Below are 14,269 nucleotides of genomic sequence, written 5' to 3'. Positions count from 1 at the left end.
CTGCCGTGCTGTTGCTGGGTGCCATCCTGTCGGTTGACACTGCGCAGGCGCAACAGTCGCGCGTGCCGCCGGCGCCACCGACGCCGGCCGCTCCCGTCACGCCCCCGACCGCAGCATCTCCGCGCTCGGCGCCGTCGCCGGTGGCCGCGCCGCGTGCCGCGATCGCCGGCGCGTGGAACAGCGACCTGATGCGCATGGAAATCGAGCAGCAGGCGATGGCGATGAGCACGCGAGCCATGGAGTTGCAGTCGTTGCGCGGTACGTTGCAGTTCACCGAGCCGCTGGCGGCGCTGGCGCCGATGGCGCAGGAACTGACGGCGCGCGCGGCAGCGATGAGTGCGGACGCTCTGGCGTACACACTGGGAAGCGGTCAGTCGTACGGCGGTGCGTACGCCGGCACCGCACCCAGCGGGACGTGGTCGAGTGGCGGAAGCGCGTTCCGCACACAGGCGCCGGCCCCGTGGATGCAGAGCGATCCGGCCGATTCGCTGTATCGCGAAGCGCGCAAGGCCCTGTCGAGTGACGCCAACCGTCGCGCCGCCGACCTGTTCAGTCGCATTCGCAATCAGTATCCGAAGTCGGCGTACACACCTGATGCGCTGTACTACGAGGCGTATGCACTGCAACGAATGGGTGGGAAACCAGACTTGACGGCGGCGTTGATGGCGCTCGAGATGCAGCAGGAGAAATTCCCACGGGCCTCCACCCGTGGAGACGCCGCAGCGTTGCGCACGCGCGTGGAAGGCCAGTTGGCACGTCTGGGCGACCAGAACGCCATCGCCAGCCTGGCGGACAAGGCACGCAACGCCACCAGTGATGGATGTCCGCGCGAGCAGGATGACGAGCGACTGGACGCGCTGAACGCGCTGGCTCAGATGGATGCCGACCAGGCGTTGCCGACGCTCAAGCGGGTCCTGACCCGCCGCGAGCCGTGCACGCAGCGCCTGCGTCGTCAGGCCGTGTGGCTGATCGCGTCACGCAAGCAGGCCGAGGCCGCGTCGATTCTGCTTAATGTGGCCAAGACCGATCCGGACAAGGACGTGCGGGAGCAGGCGGTGTTCTGGATGGCCAACGTGCCCACCGACGAAGCCACCACAATGCTGATCGATCTGGCCAAGAAGAGCGAAGATCTCGACCTGCAGAAGCGGGCCGTGTATGCGTTGTCGCGCTCGAAGTCGCCGCGGGCCGCCGCCACGCTGCGTGAGATTGCGCTCGATGACAACGCCGAGGTGGAGTTGCGTGGCGACGCGCTGAACTGGTTCATGTCCGGACCGGGGCGCACGGCCGACGATGCCATGACCTTTCTGAAAGACGTGTACGGTCGCGCCGACGACACGCGTTTCAAGCAGCGCGTGCTGCAGATCATTGCGTCGCGTCGCACCGACGAGACGCGCGCGTTCCTGGTGGACGTGGCGCAGAATCCCAAGGAGTCGATGGACAGCCGTCGCAGTGCCATCTGGTCGCTGCAGGGCTCGGGAGTCACCAATGCGCAGTTGGCCCGCATTTATGACAGCGGGACCGATGTGGACGTCCGCAAGCAGGTGATCGGGGTGCTGGCCGGGCTCAAGGAGAACGGCGGCGTCGACAAGTTGCTGGACATCGCCCGCACCGAGAAGAACCTGGAATTGCGCAAGCAGGCCGTGACGTATCTCTCCCGCACCAAGGATCCGCGCGCCCTCGCGTTGCTGCAGGAGATCATCAACCGATGAACGCCTGGCGCGGGATGGTGCTCGCGGCGTGTCTGGCCGCGAGCACCGCCGGCGCACAGCCGTCGCTGGCGTCGCGAATCAATGCCGTGAAGACGGGACGCGTGCGGCTGACGTTCGCCGCGCGTGAGGGCGTCTGCGGTGACGGCATGAGTTGGTTCCGCACCCGCAACGGGAGCTACAGCGGCTCGTTCAACGGCAACATCAGTGGGTTCCGGGACGTTGAACCAACCTGCGATCGCGGACCGGTGCGCCTGGTGGTGGTACGCGAAGGCGGTGAAACCACGGAACTTCGCACGTATGTAGGCGGTCGATGGAAGGCGGACACCGGTATCACCGATCTTGGCAACGTAGCAGCGTCCGCCGCTGGCGCGTGGCTGCTGCAATTGGCCGAGGCCGGCCCAGCCAAGCCCGCGCGAGGGGCCATCACCGCGGCCACGATCACCGATTCGTTGGACGCGTCGTCGACGCTGCTGCGCATTGCGAAAGACGAGCAGCGACCCAGTGACGTGCGCGCGAGCGCGCTGAACTGGTTGGGTGAAGTGGTTGGCGACAAGATTTCGCAGACGCTCGACTCGATCGCCTATGAACCGGGTGATCGGGAGGTTCGAAAGCAGGCGATTTTCGCGTTGTCACGTCGGCCATCCGACGAAGCCGTGCCGGCCTTGCTCAAGATGGCCGAGTCGCTGCCGGACCGGGAACTGCGGAAGACGGCAGTGTTCTGGCTGGTGCAGAGCAAGGATCCGCGTGCCGTGGCATGGGTGGAGAAACGGTTGGGACGGTAGCTCTGGCCGGGACGGTAGTCTGACGACCGTCCCCGCCGGGGGCTATCGCGCGCCGTTCAACTCCAACGTCCACTCGATTGGCAAATTCGGATCGAGTGAGTCGCGCACGGAGCAGTACTTCGTGACCGCCAACTCGATCGCCCGCTCGGCGTGTACGCGATCGATATCGGCACCGACCACCTTGACGTCCAGCAGGATTCTGGTCACGCGCCCTGGTGTGCCCGCATAGCGTTCGCCGACGACATCGAGGGACAGCGCCACCACCGGCGTGCGACGTTTGGCCAGAATGTCGACCACGTCGACGCCGATGCATCCGGCCAGCGCGCACAGCAGGGTGTCCACTGGCGACGGTCCTGTCAGGCCGCTGGAGTCCATGCGAATAGACGGACTCCCCGAGGTGCGGGCGCCGTCAAAGCGATGTTCGCCGACCCAGGACACGTGGACCTTGGCCGGCGGCTTGCCGACCACTGGCATGGAGGTTGTGTCCTGCAGCTTCAGCTCGCTCTCGAGTTCCTGACTCACGGTATTTCTCCTTTGCGAATCGGGGCGCGCACGGCGTTACCCCACTCCGTCCACGACCCGTCATAGTTGCGCACATTGGGATAGCCCATCAGGTACGTCAACACAAACCACGTGTGCGACGAGCGTTCGCCGATGCGACAGTACGTCACGACATCGTCGGTCGGCGATAGTCCCGCCTCCCCTTCGTAGATCGCCCGCAGCTCGTTGATGGGTTTGAACGAGCCGTCGGCGGCGGCCGCGCGTCCCCAAGGTACGCTGCGCGCGCCCGGGATGTGCCCACCACGCAACGTGCCTTCCTGCGGGTAGTCGGGCATGTGCAGCTTTTCACCCGTGTACTCCTGCGGCGACCGCACATCGATCATCGGTTGACCGGCTTGCTGGTGCTCCCGCGTGTCAGCGAAGAACGCGCGAATGGCGGCATCGATGCGCGGCGGGGCCACATAGGCGCTGGGGGGAAACGCCGGGATGTCGGTGGTGGTGATGCGGTTCTCGGCCAGCCACTTCGCGCGACCACCGTCGAGCACGACGGCATTCTCAAAGCCGAACAGCCGGAAGACCCAGAATGCGTACGTGGCCCACCAGTTGCTCTTGTCGCCGTACAACACCACGGTGGTCGACTCGTCGATACCACGCTCGCGCAGCAAACGCTGAAACGCCGCCTGATCGATGTAGTCGCGCTCGACGGCATCGTTGAGATCGATATGCCAGTCGAGCTTCTGCGCGCCCGGAATATGCTCCACGCTGTAGAGCAGCACGTCTTCGTTGCACTCGATCAGCCGCAGCGACGGATCGTGCAAGTGGTGGGCGAGCCACTCGGTGGACACGAGTCGCTCCGGATGTGCATAGCCTTTGGCGACGATGGCGGGTTCGGGGAGCCCCGGAATGGCGGACGGTGTCATCCGTTGACGCTAGCGCGTCGGCCGCGGTTTCGCGATACGTTCCTGTCATGACAATGGACGTTCCGGATCCTGTTGCGGCGCGTGGCGCGCTTCGCCTCTCCGGCGCCACGATCGTCTATCGGCTGTTCGATGTCGGCTACGCCATCGATCTGGCCGGCGCGCTCGAGCTGCTGGCAACCAGCGCGCCGGAGCGGGTACGGCCGGTGCGGGGCGAGGCGCAGGCGCTTCAGATCCGCAATCCGCCAGTGACGGTGCTGCTGGGCACCGAGGCCCTCCTCATCGATGGACGGCCCCATTCCACCGAGATCTCGGCGCGGATCTTCGATTTCGGCGTCGTGTCGCTGCGCCTGCGGGTGGCGATGCCCTCGGATTTGTCGTGGCCGGACTTCACCCGGTTCGGGGTTGCGGTCGACGAACACGAGGCGGTCGCGGCGGTCATCGACCTGCACCTGAAGCAGTTGTTCGACCGCATGGCCCTGGCGGTCGAACGCCCGATGCTGGCGGCGGTGCGGGAGGATTACACCGTATTTCGTATCACCCGGGCCGAACACGCTGATGGTTCGCCGGCGCGGGCCGACACCATTGGCGCATTGGACGTGGTCCCGCTGCTGTTGGGCGAAACACGCCCGCTGACGGCAGAGGCGCGGCGCGAACTGCTGCCGCACCGGTTCTCGTACTACGGTGATGACATTGCCATTCTGACCTGGGAGAACGCACTGGTTGTCGAGCCGGGCGAGCACGACACCGATGTAGAGTATCTGCTGGAGTTCGCCAATGCCCAACTGCTGGAATTGCGGTATTACGACGCCATTCTCGATGGCGAGTTGCCACAGATGTATGACGCGATCGAAGCGGCGCGCAAGAAGTGGTCGGTGTTTCCTGGCCGTCGGTTCGCCGCGCTGTTGTCGCGCCTGCAGTCGGTGGTTGCGGATACCACGGAGGTGATCGAACACGTGGAGAACGCGCTCAAACTTACCGATGACGTGTATCTGGCCCGCGTGTACTCGGCGGCCCTGGAGATCTTTCGTGGACGAGCCTGGCGTACCGGCATCGATCGGAAGCTGGCCATCCTTCGAGAGACGTACGCCATGCTCAACGATGAGGCGCAGGCCGCCCGGAGCGAGACACTGGAGATCGCCATCGTGGTGTTGATCGTGGCCGAGATCGTGATGGCGCTGGTGCGGGGGCACTGAGGCCGGCGTCGGCCCACCACACGCGCCGCGAAGCACTCCGCCGAGCGGCCGGACACTGGAGGAATCGTCTGTCAAATATTCTGCCGGTTATGGAACCGTATGCGCGCCACGTGCTGGTGTGCACGGGAGGCTTCTGCTCGGCGTCACGGCAGGGACGCGTGTTGTACAGTCGTCTGGCGCTGTTACTGCAGCGCGAGGGATTGCTGTTTGGCCCCACCCGCGTCAAGCGCAGCGAAGCGCCGTGCCTTGGCGTGTGCGCCGGCGGCCCGGTGGTGGTGGTCTACCCCGAGGGAGTCTGGTACGGTGGCGTCACGCCGGCCCTGCTGGAACGCATCGTTTTGGAGCATCTCAAGGGCGGGCGCGTCATCGACGAGGCCGTGTTCCACCGGTACGGGGACGACGCGCCAGCGACTTAGGCCGCGGCGATGGCCCGCAGCGCGGCCACACGGTCTTCGGTGGGTGGGTGCGTGCTGAACCATTTTTGGGCACCGCGCAGACTGAAGGCCGCCAGCGGGTTGACGATGGCCAGGGAGGCGGCACCGGGCGACACACTCATGGGAATGCGCCTGGCAGCCGACTCGAGCCGTTGCAGCGCACTGGCCAGTGCCAGCGGCTTACCGGAAATCTGTGCGCCGACGGCATCGGCCGTGAATTCCCTTTGTCGACTGATTGCGAACTGGATCAGCATGGCGACCATCGGTCCGATGATGAGCATCGCAATGGCCACGATCGGATGGCCACCGTCGTCGTCGTCGCGACGCCCGCCCAGAAAGAACGCCATGTGCGACAGGTTGCTGATGGCACCGGCCATTGTCGCGGCGATGGTGGACAGCAGCATGTCGTGATTCTTGATGTGCGCCAGTTCGTGCGCGAGCACGCCCTCGAGTTCTTCGGGCGAGAGCGCACGCAGAATGCCCTCGGTCACGCACACCACCGCGTGATCCGCGTTGCGCCCTGTGGCAAACGCATTGGGCTGTTCCTGCGGCGCGATGGCCACCACGGGCATGGGAAGCCCCGCGCGCTGGCGCAGTCGGTCGACCATCCCATACAGCTCCGGGGCGTCCTGCACGCTCACCACACGCGCGCCATATGAGCGCAGCACCATCGTGGACGAGCCCCAGTACATCGCAATATTGATGACGGCTGACAGCCCCAGCGCCAGCATCGCGCCGGTACTCCCGCCCAGCATCTGGCCGATCGCGACCACGAGACCGGTCAGCCCGGCCATCAGCACAAACACCTTCAGGTTGTTCATCGCGCGACTCCACAGCGTCCGGACGCGGACGCGAAGTGACGTTGGTGGTGACCGTACACGTCGGCATGGCCTGCGAGTCGACCCCGCAGCAGTCAATCTGCCGCGGGGTCGATCGCCTTCATGTAGATCGCGATGGCCTCGGAGCTGCGCAGCTTCCGGACCCCCTCCACGAAATCCGCAGGATGCTCCACCACACCCTGGCGCGCCAGCTCCTCGGCCACCGCGATCAAGTGCCGTGGCCATACATACCGCGCGAACTGAAAGAAGTTCCGGCGGGCGTTCGGCGTCTCGGCCAGAAAGCGGGCCAGCCGTCGGCCGCCCTTGGCCGTGTTGCAGCCCCTGCAGGCGGTCACTACGTTGCCAGCAGACCCGTCGCCCCCGCGCATCTTCGGCTGGACGTGGTCGACGCTCAGGTCGTCCGGATCGAACACGCTGCCGCAGTACGTGCAGCGGAAGTGGTCCCGGGCGAGGATTTCAGAGCGTTTCACGTGCGTTGCACCCGGCCACTCCTGCTCCCTATGGTGGACGTTCCTGATCGTGCCCGTCGGATGTTCTTCGACAAGATGACGCGTTTCTTCGATACGGAAGAAAGCGCCACCGCGGCGCACGACGTTCCGCCCCGACTCACGCCCCAAGCCCTCGAGAGCCTCCGCATGTCGCGTTCCCGTGAACGGATTCTGACCAATCTGGAAGAGATGTACCGCGAAGCCTTCGAGCGCGCCAAGGCGACGGAAGACCCGGCGCAGATGGCCTCGCTGGATTTCGCCTATCGCCGCGAGCAGCTGTATTTCGAGATCCTGCTGGACGTGCGCGACGCGGTCGAGCGCAAGTAGCTGCTAGCGCCGCTGGGCGGCCGCCGCGACCTGCTTGAGACGTGTCAGTTCCGCTTCGCGGAGCGCGCGCTGCACCAGTCGTGCGAGCACGACCCCAAGGAGCACCGTGATGGCGATACCCAGACCCAGCATCAGCGGCGAAACCGCCGCTGATCCATCGGCGCGCGGACCGGCGCCCGATGCACTGCCGTATGCCGCATAGGTGACGACGATGGGGGCCAGCCCAAGCGTGCCGAGCACGAAATCGCGAAGGCGAACGCGGGTGACGCCAAGCGCGTAGTTGGACAGCACGAACGGTATGGCGGGCGAGAGTCGCAACAGAAAGACGAGGCGTAAGCCGTCCTCGCCGATCACCCGGTCGATTGCCGCCAGCGTCGGGTTGGCGGCTACGCGACGCTCGACCAGCGTGCGCGCCAGATAGCGGGCAATCAGGAAGGCCACGGTCCCGCCGGCCATGGCGCCGCACATGACCAGCAACGAACCCTTCACCACGCCAAACACCGCGCCGCCGGCCATGATCAGCAGGAATGCCGGCAGCATCAACACTACCACCACGATGTACGCCGCGACGAAGGCCACCGGCGCCCACACGCCCAATGTGTGCACCCAGGCGGAGAATTCGGGGAGCCACGGCGCAATGAATCGCCCGAGCAGCAGACCCAAAACGATCGGCACGGCGATCCCTGCGGCGCGAACAATGGAACGGACGTCGAAACGCATCCGTGAATGGTAGCAGGGCGGCGGCGCGGGCACGACCGTTGGTCGTCGTGCCTGGCTCTGGCGAAGTCGCCGAGACCGACGCATGGTTGCGCATGCGAAACTTCTTGAAGGCGTGCGCTTCGGTCGTTGCCCTGATCGCCGTCGTTGGCTGCGCGCGCACCGACCGTCACCCGGTCACGCTGGCGGTCGTCAATGCGCGAGTCTGGACCGGCGATTCCATTGCCCCGTGGGCGGAGGCCATCGCGATCGCCGACGACCAGATTGCGGCGGTTGGGACCACGGCGGCCATTCGTGCGCTGCTGTCGGAAACCACCCGCGTGATTGACGCCAAGGGCGCCATGGTCACGCCCGGCTTCATCGATAGCCATGTGCATTTCAACGACGGCGGTTTTGCCCTGGCATCGGTGCAATTGCGCGACGCGAAGACCCGCGCGGAGTTCATACAGCGCATTGCCGCATTTGCCAAAACGCTCCCCAAGGGCACGTGGATTCGCAACGGCGACTGGGATCACACCAACTGGGGTGGAGAACTGCCGTCTCGGGGCTGGATCGATTCGGTGACGCCGGACAATCCGGTGTGGATCAATCGACTGGACGGGCACATGAATCTCGCCAATTCGCTGGCGATGGCCGCAGCCAAGATCGATCGAGCAACGAAGGACATTGATGGCGGCACCATCGTGCGGGATGTCGCCGGGGAGCCCACCGGCATCTTGAAAGACAACGCGCAATCGCTGGTCGATGCCGTGCAGCCGCCGCGGAGTGACGCCGAGTGGGATCGGGCGCTCGACACGGCGATGACGCACGTCGCGGCGCGTGGCGTGACAAGTGTGCATCACATGGGTGGGTGGGGAGACCTGACGGCCTTTCGTCGCGCGAACCGTGCCGGGAAACTGCGGACCCGCATCGTTGCGCAGGTGCCGCTGTCCGACTGGGCGCGGCTGCGCGATGACATCACGCAGAACGGGCGAGGTGATGATTGGCTGCGCGTCGGCGCGCTGAAGGGATTCGTGGACGGATCGCTGGGGTCGCATACGGCGGCAATGCTGGCGCCGTTCGCGGACTCGCCCAGGGACAGCGGGTTTTTCGTGACATCGCCGGACAGTCTGTACGCGTGGACCAAGGCGGCCGATGCGGCCGGACTCCAGGTGATGGTGCATGCCATCGGCGATCGTGCGATGCGCACCCAACTGGATATCTTCGAGCGGGTGGCGAAGGAGAATGGGGCCCGCGATCGGCGCTTCCGCATCGAGCATGCGCAGCATATTGATCCCGCCGACATTCCGCGATTCGGCGCGCTGGGCGTGATCGCCAGCATGCAGCCGTATCACGCCATTGACGACGGTCGGTGGGCGGGGAACGTGATCGGCCCCACGCGGGCCAAGGGGGCATACGCGTGGCGCTCGCTCCTTGATGCCAGGGCCACGCTGGCCTTTGGCAGCGACTGGTTTGTCGCACCGCCGACGCCGCTGGAGGGGATCTACGCGGCTGCCACGCGCCGGACGCTTGACGACCGGACGCCCGGCGGATGGGTGCCCGAGCAGAAGATTGCGGTGGAGGAGGCGCTGCGCGCGTACACCCACGGGTCGGCGTATGCGGGCTTTCAGGATGACAAGCTGGGCGTGCTGCGCGCCGGCATGCTGGCGGACTTGGTGATGGTCGATCGCGACCTGACGACGATGGCGCCGGAGTCGATTCGCGAGGCGCACGTAATGCTGACTGTGGTGGGCGGCCGCGTGGTGTTTGAGCGGAAGTGAGACCGACGACGCATTGAGGAGGCCATTGGTCGACCTCTCCCGGCAGGACCCGGACCCGGCGCGCGCGCCGGGTCGCCCAGCGCTGGCCCCGGTCCAGCCGTACTTTGTAGTGCTGCCCGCACGGCGGCTCCCCCTACCCGATTTGGAGGTCTTTCGGATGTCTTCGCGGATTTCTGGCGTCTGGCGCAGCATTGCCACGCCGCTCCTGCTGGCCACGCTCGCGGCGCCCGCCGCCCAGGCCCAAGCCAACGTTACGACGCCAAAGGCGTTCCTCGGCCACAACATCGGCGACGACTACTTCCTGCCCACGTACGACCAGTTCATGGCGTACTGGAAAAAGATTGACGGCGAGTCGAATCGGATGCAGGTGATGGAAATCGGCAAGACCGGCGAGGGTCGTCCGCATTTCGCGGCCATCATCACGGCGCCGGAAAACTTCGCCAAGCTCGCGCGCTACAAGGAAATCTCGCAACGGCTGCACGCGGCCCAGGGACTCACCGACGAGCAGGCGCGCGCGCTGGCCAAGGAAGGCAAGAGCGTTGTCTGGATTGACGGCGGACTGCACGCCACGGAAGTGGTAGGCGCGAACCAGCTCATGGAAACCAGCTACCAGCTCGTCAGCCGGACGGATGAAGAGACCATGCGCATCCTCAAGGATGTGATCACGGTGATGGTGCACGCCAATCCGGACGGCATGCAGATGGTGGCCAAGTGCTACATGCAGAATCCGGTCCCGGAGCAGCGTCGTGGTCCGTGTTCGACGCGGCTGTACGAGAAGTACGCGGGGCACGACAACAACCGCGACTTCTACATGTCGAACCTGCCGGAGTCCCAGAACATGAACAAACTCATGTACTGGGAATGGCTGCCGCAGATCATGTACAATCACCACCAGACGGGACCGGCGGGCACGGTGATCTTCTCGCCGCCGTTTCGCGATCCGTTCAACTACAACTTCGATCCCATGATCGTGATGGGACTCGACATGGTTGGCGCGGCGATGCACCAGCGCTTCCTGCAGGAGAACAAGCCGGGCTTCACCATGCGCTCGGGGTCCAGCTACTCCACGTGGTGGAACGGCGGACTGCGCACCACGGCGTATTTCCAGAACATCATCGGCATCCTCACCGAGATCATCGGCAGCCCGACGCCTTCCTCGATTCCGATCGTGCTTGGTCAGATGTTGCCGCGCGGCGACCTGCCCGCGCCCATTGCTCCGCAGGAATGGCATTTCCGTCAGTCCATCGACTATTCGGTGACGGCCAACTACTCCATTCTCGACTTGGCGTCGCGCTACAAAGATCAGTTCCTGTTCAACATCTACCGCATGGGTGCGAATCAAATCGCCCGCGGCAGCACCGATCATTGGACCATCTCCAACGAAGACATGGCCCGTGCGGATACCGCGATGCGCCTTGGTGCCACTGGAGCGGCGGGCGGCGGGCGTGGTGGTCGCGGCGGCGCAGCGGGCGCGCCGGCCGGGGGAGATTCACCGGACGCCGGCTTTGGTGGGCGGGGTGGACCCACGATGTCAGTTGCCCAATACAACGCGGTGTTCAAGGATCCCGCGCGGCGTGATCCACGCGCCTATGTGATTCCGGTGACCCAGCCCGACTTCGCGACGGCCACGAAGTTCGTCAACACCCTGCGCTATATCGGCATCGACGTGCAGCGGGCGACCGCGCCATTCACGACGAATGGGAAGAGCTATGGCGCCGGTTCGTACGTGATCCACTCGGCGCAGTCGGGACGCGCTCACATCATCGATCAGTTCGAGCCACAGGACCATCCGAACGACATGGACGAACGTGGTATCCCCAAGCGTCCGTACGACAATGCCGGCTGGACGCTGGCGTATCAGATGGGCGTGCAGTTCGATCGCTTCATGGATGATGTCAAGGGACCGTTCGAGAGCATCAGAGGTCTGGCGGACCCGCTGGCGGGTACCGTGGCCGGTGCGAGTGGGGCCACCGGCTATCTCATCTCCGGGAGCGTCAACGATGCCTTCACGGTCGCCAATCGCGCGATCAAGGCGAACGGGGACGTGTTCCGTCTGGCACGTCCCATGACGGCGAACGGAAAAACCTTCGGCGCCGGGTCGTTCTATGTGACCGCGAGCGCCACCACGACGCCGGCGCTGATGTCGGCCGCGAAGGACCTTGGCGTCAGCATGGAAGGCACCAGCGCGCGTCCGGACGCGAGTTCCACCAAACTGACCGCCAAACGCATCGCGCTGTGGGACACGCAAACCGGCTCGATGTCGTCCGGGTGGACGCGGTACCTGCTGGAGCGTTTTGAGTTTCCGTTCAAGGTGGTGTGCGGTGCGGGGTTTGATGACACCGATCTCAAGGCCAAGTATGACGTGATCGTGTTGCCATCCGATGGGAACATCGGCGGCGGCGGTGGAGGCCGTGGCGGCGGCGGTGGTGGTGGTGGCGGTGGCGGCGATGCCGCAGCGACTCCGTCAACGGACCCTGATCTTCGCAGTCTGTGTGACGTGAACACCGGCACGGGTACAGGTGCGACGGCGCTGGCGAATATCAGGAAATTCGTCGAGGCAGGAGGAATCGTCGTCGCGGCCGGCAACTCGGCGCGTATCGGCCAGCAACTGGGCCTCCCGATCAGCGACTACCTGGTGGACAAGAAGCCAGGTGAGTCAGATGTGCATCTGGGGTCAGACAAGTTCTACGTGCCGGGATCGGTCCTGCGCATTGCGACTGACTCGACCGCATCGTCTGCGCTCGGCATGCAGGGTCACACGGACATGTTCTTCAACAACAGTCCCGTGTTCCGACTGGCGCCCGACGCGGCGGCCCGTGGCGTGCGCCCCGTGGCGTGGTTCGATACGGCCACACCACTGCGCAGCGGCTGGGCGTGGGGGCAGAACTATCTGCAGGGCGGTGTGACGGCGGTTGAGGCATCGCTCGGGCGCGGTTCGCTGTTCCTGTTCGGTCCCGAAATCACGTTCCGTGGACAGCCGCACGGCACCTTCAAGATGCTCTTCAACAGCATCTACAACGTGCCACAGAAACCCGTCATCACGCCGTAACGGGCCACACCACGTGAAGTCACATGAAGCGATGGGCAGACCTGCCCATCGCTTCATTGTTTTCCGAGACGAACTTGCTGAGTTTGTCCGGGGTACAGACCTGAACACCCTGCGGCGCCGACGCCGCTGATCATCCCCAAATCCGACCGAACCATGACGATTCGAGTTCTCACCGCCGCACTTCTTCTGACGGCCGCTACCGCTTCCGCCCAGCAGCCACCGGTCAAGACCGGCGGGATGGACAAGGCCAAGATGGAGCAAATGGATCACTCCAAGATGGAGCAGGAGATGAACCACGCGATGAGTCCGTGGAAGGAACTGGACGCCTACCACATGCTGATGATGGCCACCTGGCATCCGGCCAAGGACAAGGGCGACCTGGCACCGACCCGGGCGAAGATCGGAGACATGGTGGCGTCGGCAAAGGCGCTTGCCGGTTCGACCGCCCCGAAGGGATGCGATTCTCCCAAGCTCAAGGCCACCGCGGCCGCACTGCCAGCTGAAACGCAGGGTGTGGCGGACCTGGTCGCCGCGAAAGCCGAGGACGGCAAGCTCAAGGACGCCATGAAGGCGCTGCACGAGAAATTCGACGTCCTCGAGGCCGGCTGCGTCATGCCGAAAAAGGACGGTATGAAGTAGCCCGGTCTGGCCTCGCGAACGTTACCCGTCGGCCCTGGCCGGCGTTAGCTTGGTAACAGACCCTGTCACCTTCCGTTCGCGACCCACATGACCATGCGCGGCTGGATCATTCCGATCGGGGGCAAGCTCCTTGCCCCCGTCATTCTTGAACGCTTCATCGCGCTGAGCGGTGGCACCGCGGCGCGCATCGCGGTCATTCCCACGGCGTCCAACGAGCCCGATATGGGCACGTTCTTCGAGCGCGTATTTCAGCGGCACGGGGTGAAACAGGTCAAGGCCTTCAATTTTGACCGACGCAGCGACTGCGATGATGCCGACTGGCTGGATTGGCTGGGGGACGCTACGGGCGTCTTCCTCACCGGTGGGAACCAGCTCAAACTGTCGACCATTCTTGGCGGCACACCGGTCGCGAAGTTGCTGCGTGTTCGCAACGAGCAAGGGGTGCATATCGCCGGCACCAGCGCCGGCGCCGCGTACCTCAGCGAGCACATGATCGCGTTCGGCGAGGAAGGCAGCACGCCGCGCGCCGGCATGGTCACCATGTGCGCCGGTCTCGGACTGACGAATCGCATCATCGTCGATCAGCACTTCCGGCAGCGCGACCGCATGGGTCGGCTGCTCACGGCGCTGTCGTACAACCCGTTCTGCATTGGACTGGGTGTCGATGAGGATACGGCCGCGTTCATCGCGCCTGACGAGACGCTGGAAGTGGTGGGGTCCGGAGCGGTGACGGTGGTTGACCCGGCCAACATCGAGTATTCGTCGGTGGCGGAAGCGAAACCCGGTGACACGATCACCATCATCGGTGCGCGTATTCACCTGCTTGGGGCGGGTTCCGCGTTCAATCTGCACACGCGACACGCGGCCCCCGCTGCGCAGTACAGCTCATTCGTCATCGGCGGGTAATCGCA

At 65.0% G+C, this 14,269-nt stretch carries 13 protein-coding genes; 8 read left to right on the top strand and 5 right to left on the bottom strand.

The window, feature by feature from the left end:
* Positions 1–5: 5 nt before the first annotated feature.
* Complete coding sequence (locus IPP90_02705; GenBank protein MBL0169627.1) at positions 6–1,709, top strand: HEAT repeat domain-containing protein; 1,704 nt, start codon at positions 6–8, stop codon at positions 1,707–1,709.
* Positions 1,706–2,491 carry a HEAT repeat domain-containing protein gene (locus tag IPP90_02700; protein MBL0169626.1) on the top strand — a complete coding sequence of 262 codons (786 nt, stop codon included), beginning with the start codon at positions 1,706–1,708 and terminating at the stop codon, positions 2,489–2,491. The genes IPP90_02705 and IPP90_02700 overlap by 4 nt, the downstream gene beginning before the upstream one ends.
* A gap of 42 nt (positions 2,492–2,533) precedes the next feature.
* Here the strand turns inward: IPP90_02700 and IPP90_02695 are convergent, their stop codons facing one another.
* Both IPP90_02695 and IPP90_02690 read right to left on the bottom strand, forming a co-directional pair.
* The gene (locus IPP90_02695; protein MBL0169625.1) at positions 2,534–3,013 is read right to left on the bottom strand and encodes an OsmC family protein; all 480 of its coding nucleotides are present in this window, start codon (positions 3,011–3,013) and stop codon (positions 2,534–2,536) included.
* Positions 3,010–3,912, bottom strand: coding sequence for a sulfurtransferase (locus IPP90_02690; protein MBL0169624.1), 903 nt, complete (start codon positions 3,910–3,912; stop codon positions 3,010–3,012). Before IPP90_02690 ends, IPP90_02695 begins: the two co-directional genes overlap by 4 nt.
* Positions 3,913–3,959: 47 nt before the next feature.
* On the opposite strand from IPP90_02690, the gene IPP90_02685 reads away from it, so the two are divergent.
* Both IPP90_02685 and IPP90_02680 read left to right on the top strand, forming a co-directional pair.
* On the top strand, positions 3,960–5,105 hold the full coding sequence (locus tag IPP90_02685; protein MBL0169623.1) for a hypothetical protein: 1,146 nt from the start codon (positions 3,960–3,962) through the stop codon (positions 5,103–5,105).
* Between the two features lie 89 nt (positions 5,106–5,194).
* Positions 5,195–5,521 carry a (2Fe-2S) ferredoxin domain-containing protein gene (locus IPP90_02680; GenBank protein MBL0169622.1) on the top strand — a complete coding sequence of 109 codons (327 nt, stop codon included), beginning with the start codon at positions 5,195–5,197 and terminating at the stop codon, positions 5,519–5,521.
* Here IPP90_02680 and IPP90_02675 read toward each other — a convergent pair.
* The 3 genes from IPP90_02675 to IPP90_02665 form a co-directional block, all read right to left on the bottom strand.
* Positions 5,518–6,360, bottom strand: a complete 843-nt coding sequence (locus IPP90_02675) for a zinc metalloprotease HtpX (protein MBL0169621.1) — start codon at positions 6,358–6,360, stop codon at positions 5,518–5,520. The two genes, IPP90_02680 and IPP90_02675, sit on opposite strands and share 4 nt — an antisense overlap.
* A gap of 92 nt (positions 6,361–6,452) precedes the next feature.
* Complete coding sequence (locus IPP90_02670) at positions 6,453–7,046, bottom strand: HNH endonuclease (protein ID MBL0169620.1); 594 nt, start codon at positions 7,044–7,046, stop codon at positions 6,453–6,455.
* Positions 7,047–7,196: 150 nt separating this feature from the next.
* Positions 7,197–7,913: a TVP38/TMEM64 family protein gene (locus IPP90_02665; protein ID MBL0169619.1), complete on the bottom strand. Its 717-nt coding sequence runs from the start codon at positions 7,911–7,913 to the stop codon at positions 7,197–7,199.
* Positions 7,914–8,005: 92 nt separating this feature from the next.
* Between IPP90_02665 and IPP90_02660 the strand changes: the two genes are divergently transcribed.
* The 4 genes from IPP90_02660 (at position 8,006) to IPP90_02645 (ending at position 14,264) form a co-directional block, all read left to right on the top strand.
* The gene (locus IPP90_02660) at positions 8,006–9,670 is read left to right on the top strand and encodes an amidohydrolase (protein ID MBL0169618.1); all 1,665 of its coding nucleotides are present in this window, start codon (positions 8,006–8,008) and stop codon (positions 9,668–9,670) included.
* A 157-nt stretch (positions 9,671–9,827) separates the two neighbouring features.
* The gene (locus tag IPP90_02655; GenBank protein MBL0169617.1) at positions 9,828–12,719 is read left to right on the top strand and encodes a peptidase; all 2,892 of its coding nucleotides are present in this window, start codon (positions 9,828–9,830) and stop codon (positions 12,717–12,719) included.
* Between the two features lie 153 nt (positions 12,720–12,872).
* Positions 12,873–13,358 carry a hypothetical protein gene (locus IPP90_02650; GenBank protein ID MBL0169616.1) on the top strand — a complete coding sequence of 162 codons (486 nt, stop codon included), beginning with the start codon at positions 12,873–12,875 and terminating at the stop codon, positions 13,356–13,358.
* A gap of 87 nt (positions 13,359–13,445) precedes the next feature.
* Positions 13,446–14,264, top strand: coding sequence for a cyanophycinase (locus IPP90_02645; GenBank protein ID MBL0169615.1), 819 nt, complete (start codon positions 13,446–13,448; stop codon positions 14,262–14,264).
* Positions 14,265–14,269 lie beyond the last annotated feature (5 nt).

The organism is Gemmatimonadaceae bacterium (assembly GCA_016720905.1).
GTDB lineage: Bacteria > Gemmatimonadota > Gemmatimonadetes > Gemmatimonadales > Gemmatimonadaceae > Gemmatimonas.
This window is presented reverse-complemented; position numbering and strand designations above follow the sequence as displayed.

What these genes read in the sequence shown, in the direction of transcription:
- IPP90_02680 (MBL0169622.1), top strand. Translation starts at nt 5,195, where the DNA reads ATGGAACCGTATGCGCGCCACGTGCTGGTGTGCACGGGAGGCTTCTGC.
- IPP90_02700 (MBL0169626.1), top strand. Translation starts at nt 1,706, where the DNA reads ATGAACGCCTGGCGCGGGATGGTGCTCGCGGCGTGTCTGGCCGCGAGC.
- IPP90_02650 (MBL0169616.1), top strand. Translation starts at nt 12,873, where the DNA reads ATGACGATTCGAGTTCTCACCGCCGCACTTCTTCTGACGGCCGCTACC.
- IPP90_02690 (MBL0169624.1), bottom strand. Translation starts at nt 3,912, where the DNA reads ATGACACCGTCCGCCATTCCGGGGCTCCCCGAACCCGCCATCGTCGCC.
- IPP90_02665 (MBL0169619.1), bottom strand. Translation starts at nt 7,913, where the DNA reads ATGCGTTTCGACGTCCGTTCCATTGTTCGCGCCGCAGGGATCGCCGTG.
- IPP90_02660 (MBL0169618.1), top strand. Translation starts at nt 8,006, where the DNA reads ATGCGAAACTTCTTGAAGGCGTGCGCTTCGGTCGTTGCCCTGATCGCC.
- IPP90_02645 (MBL0169615.1), top strand. Translation starts at nt 13,446, where the DNA reads ATGACCATGCGCGGCTGGATCATTCCGATCGGGGGCAAGCTCCTTGCC.
- IPP90_02655 (MBL0169617.1), top strand. Translation starts at nt 9,828, where the DNA reads ATGTCTTCGCGGATTTCTGGCGTCTGGCGCAGCATTGCCACGCCGCTC.
- IPP90_02685 (MBL0169623.1), top strand. Translation starts at nt 3,960, where the DNA reads ATGACAATGGACGTTCCGGATCCTGTTGCGGCGCGTGGCGCGCTTCGC.
- IPP90_02675 (MBL0169621.1), bottom strand. Translation starts at nt 6,360, where the DNA reads ATGAACAACCTGAAGGTGTTTGTGCTGATGGCCGGGCTGACCGGTCTC.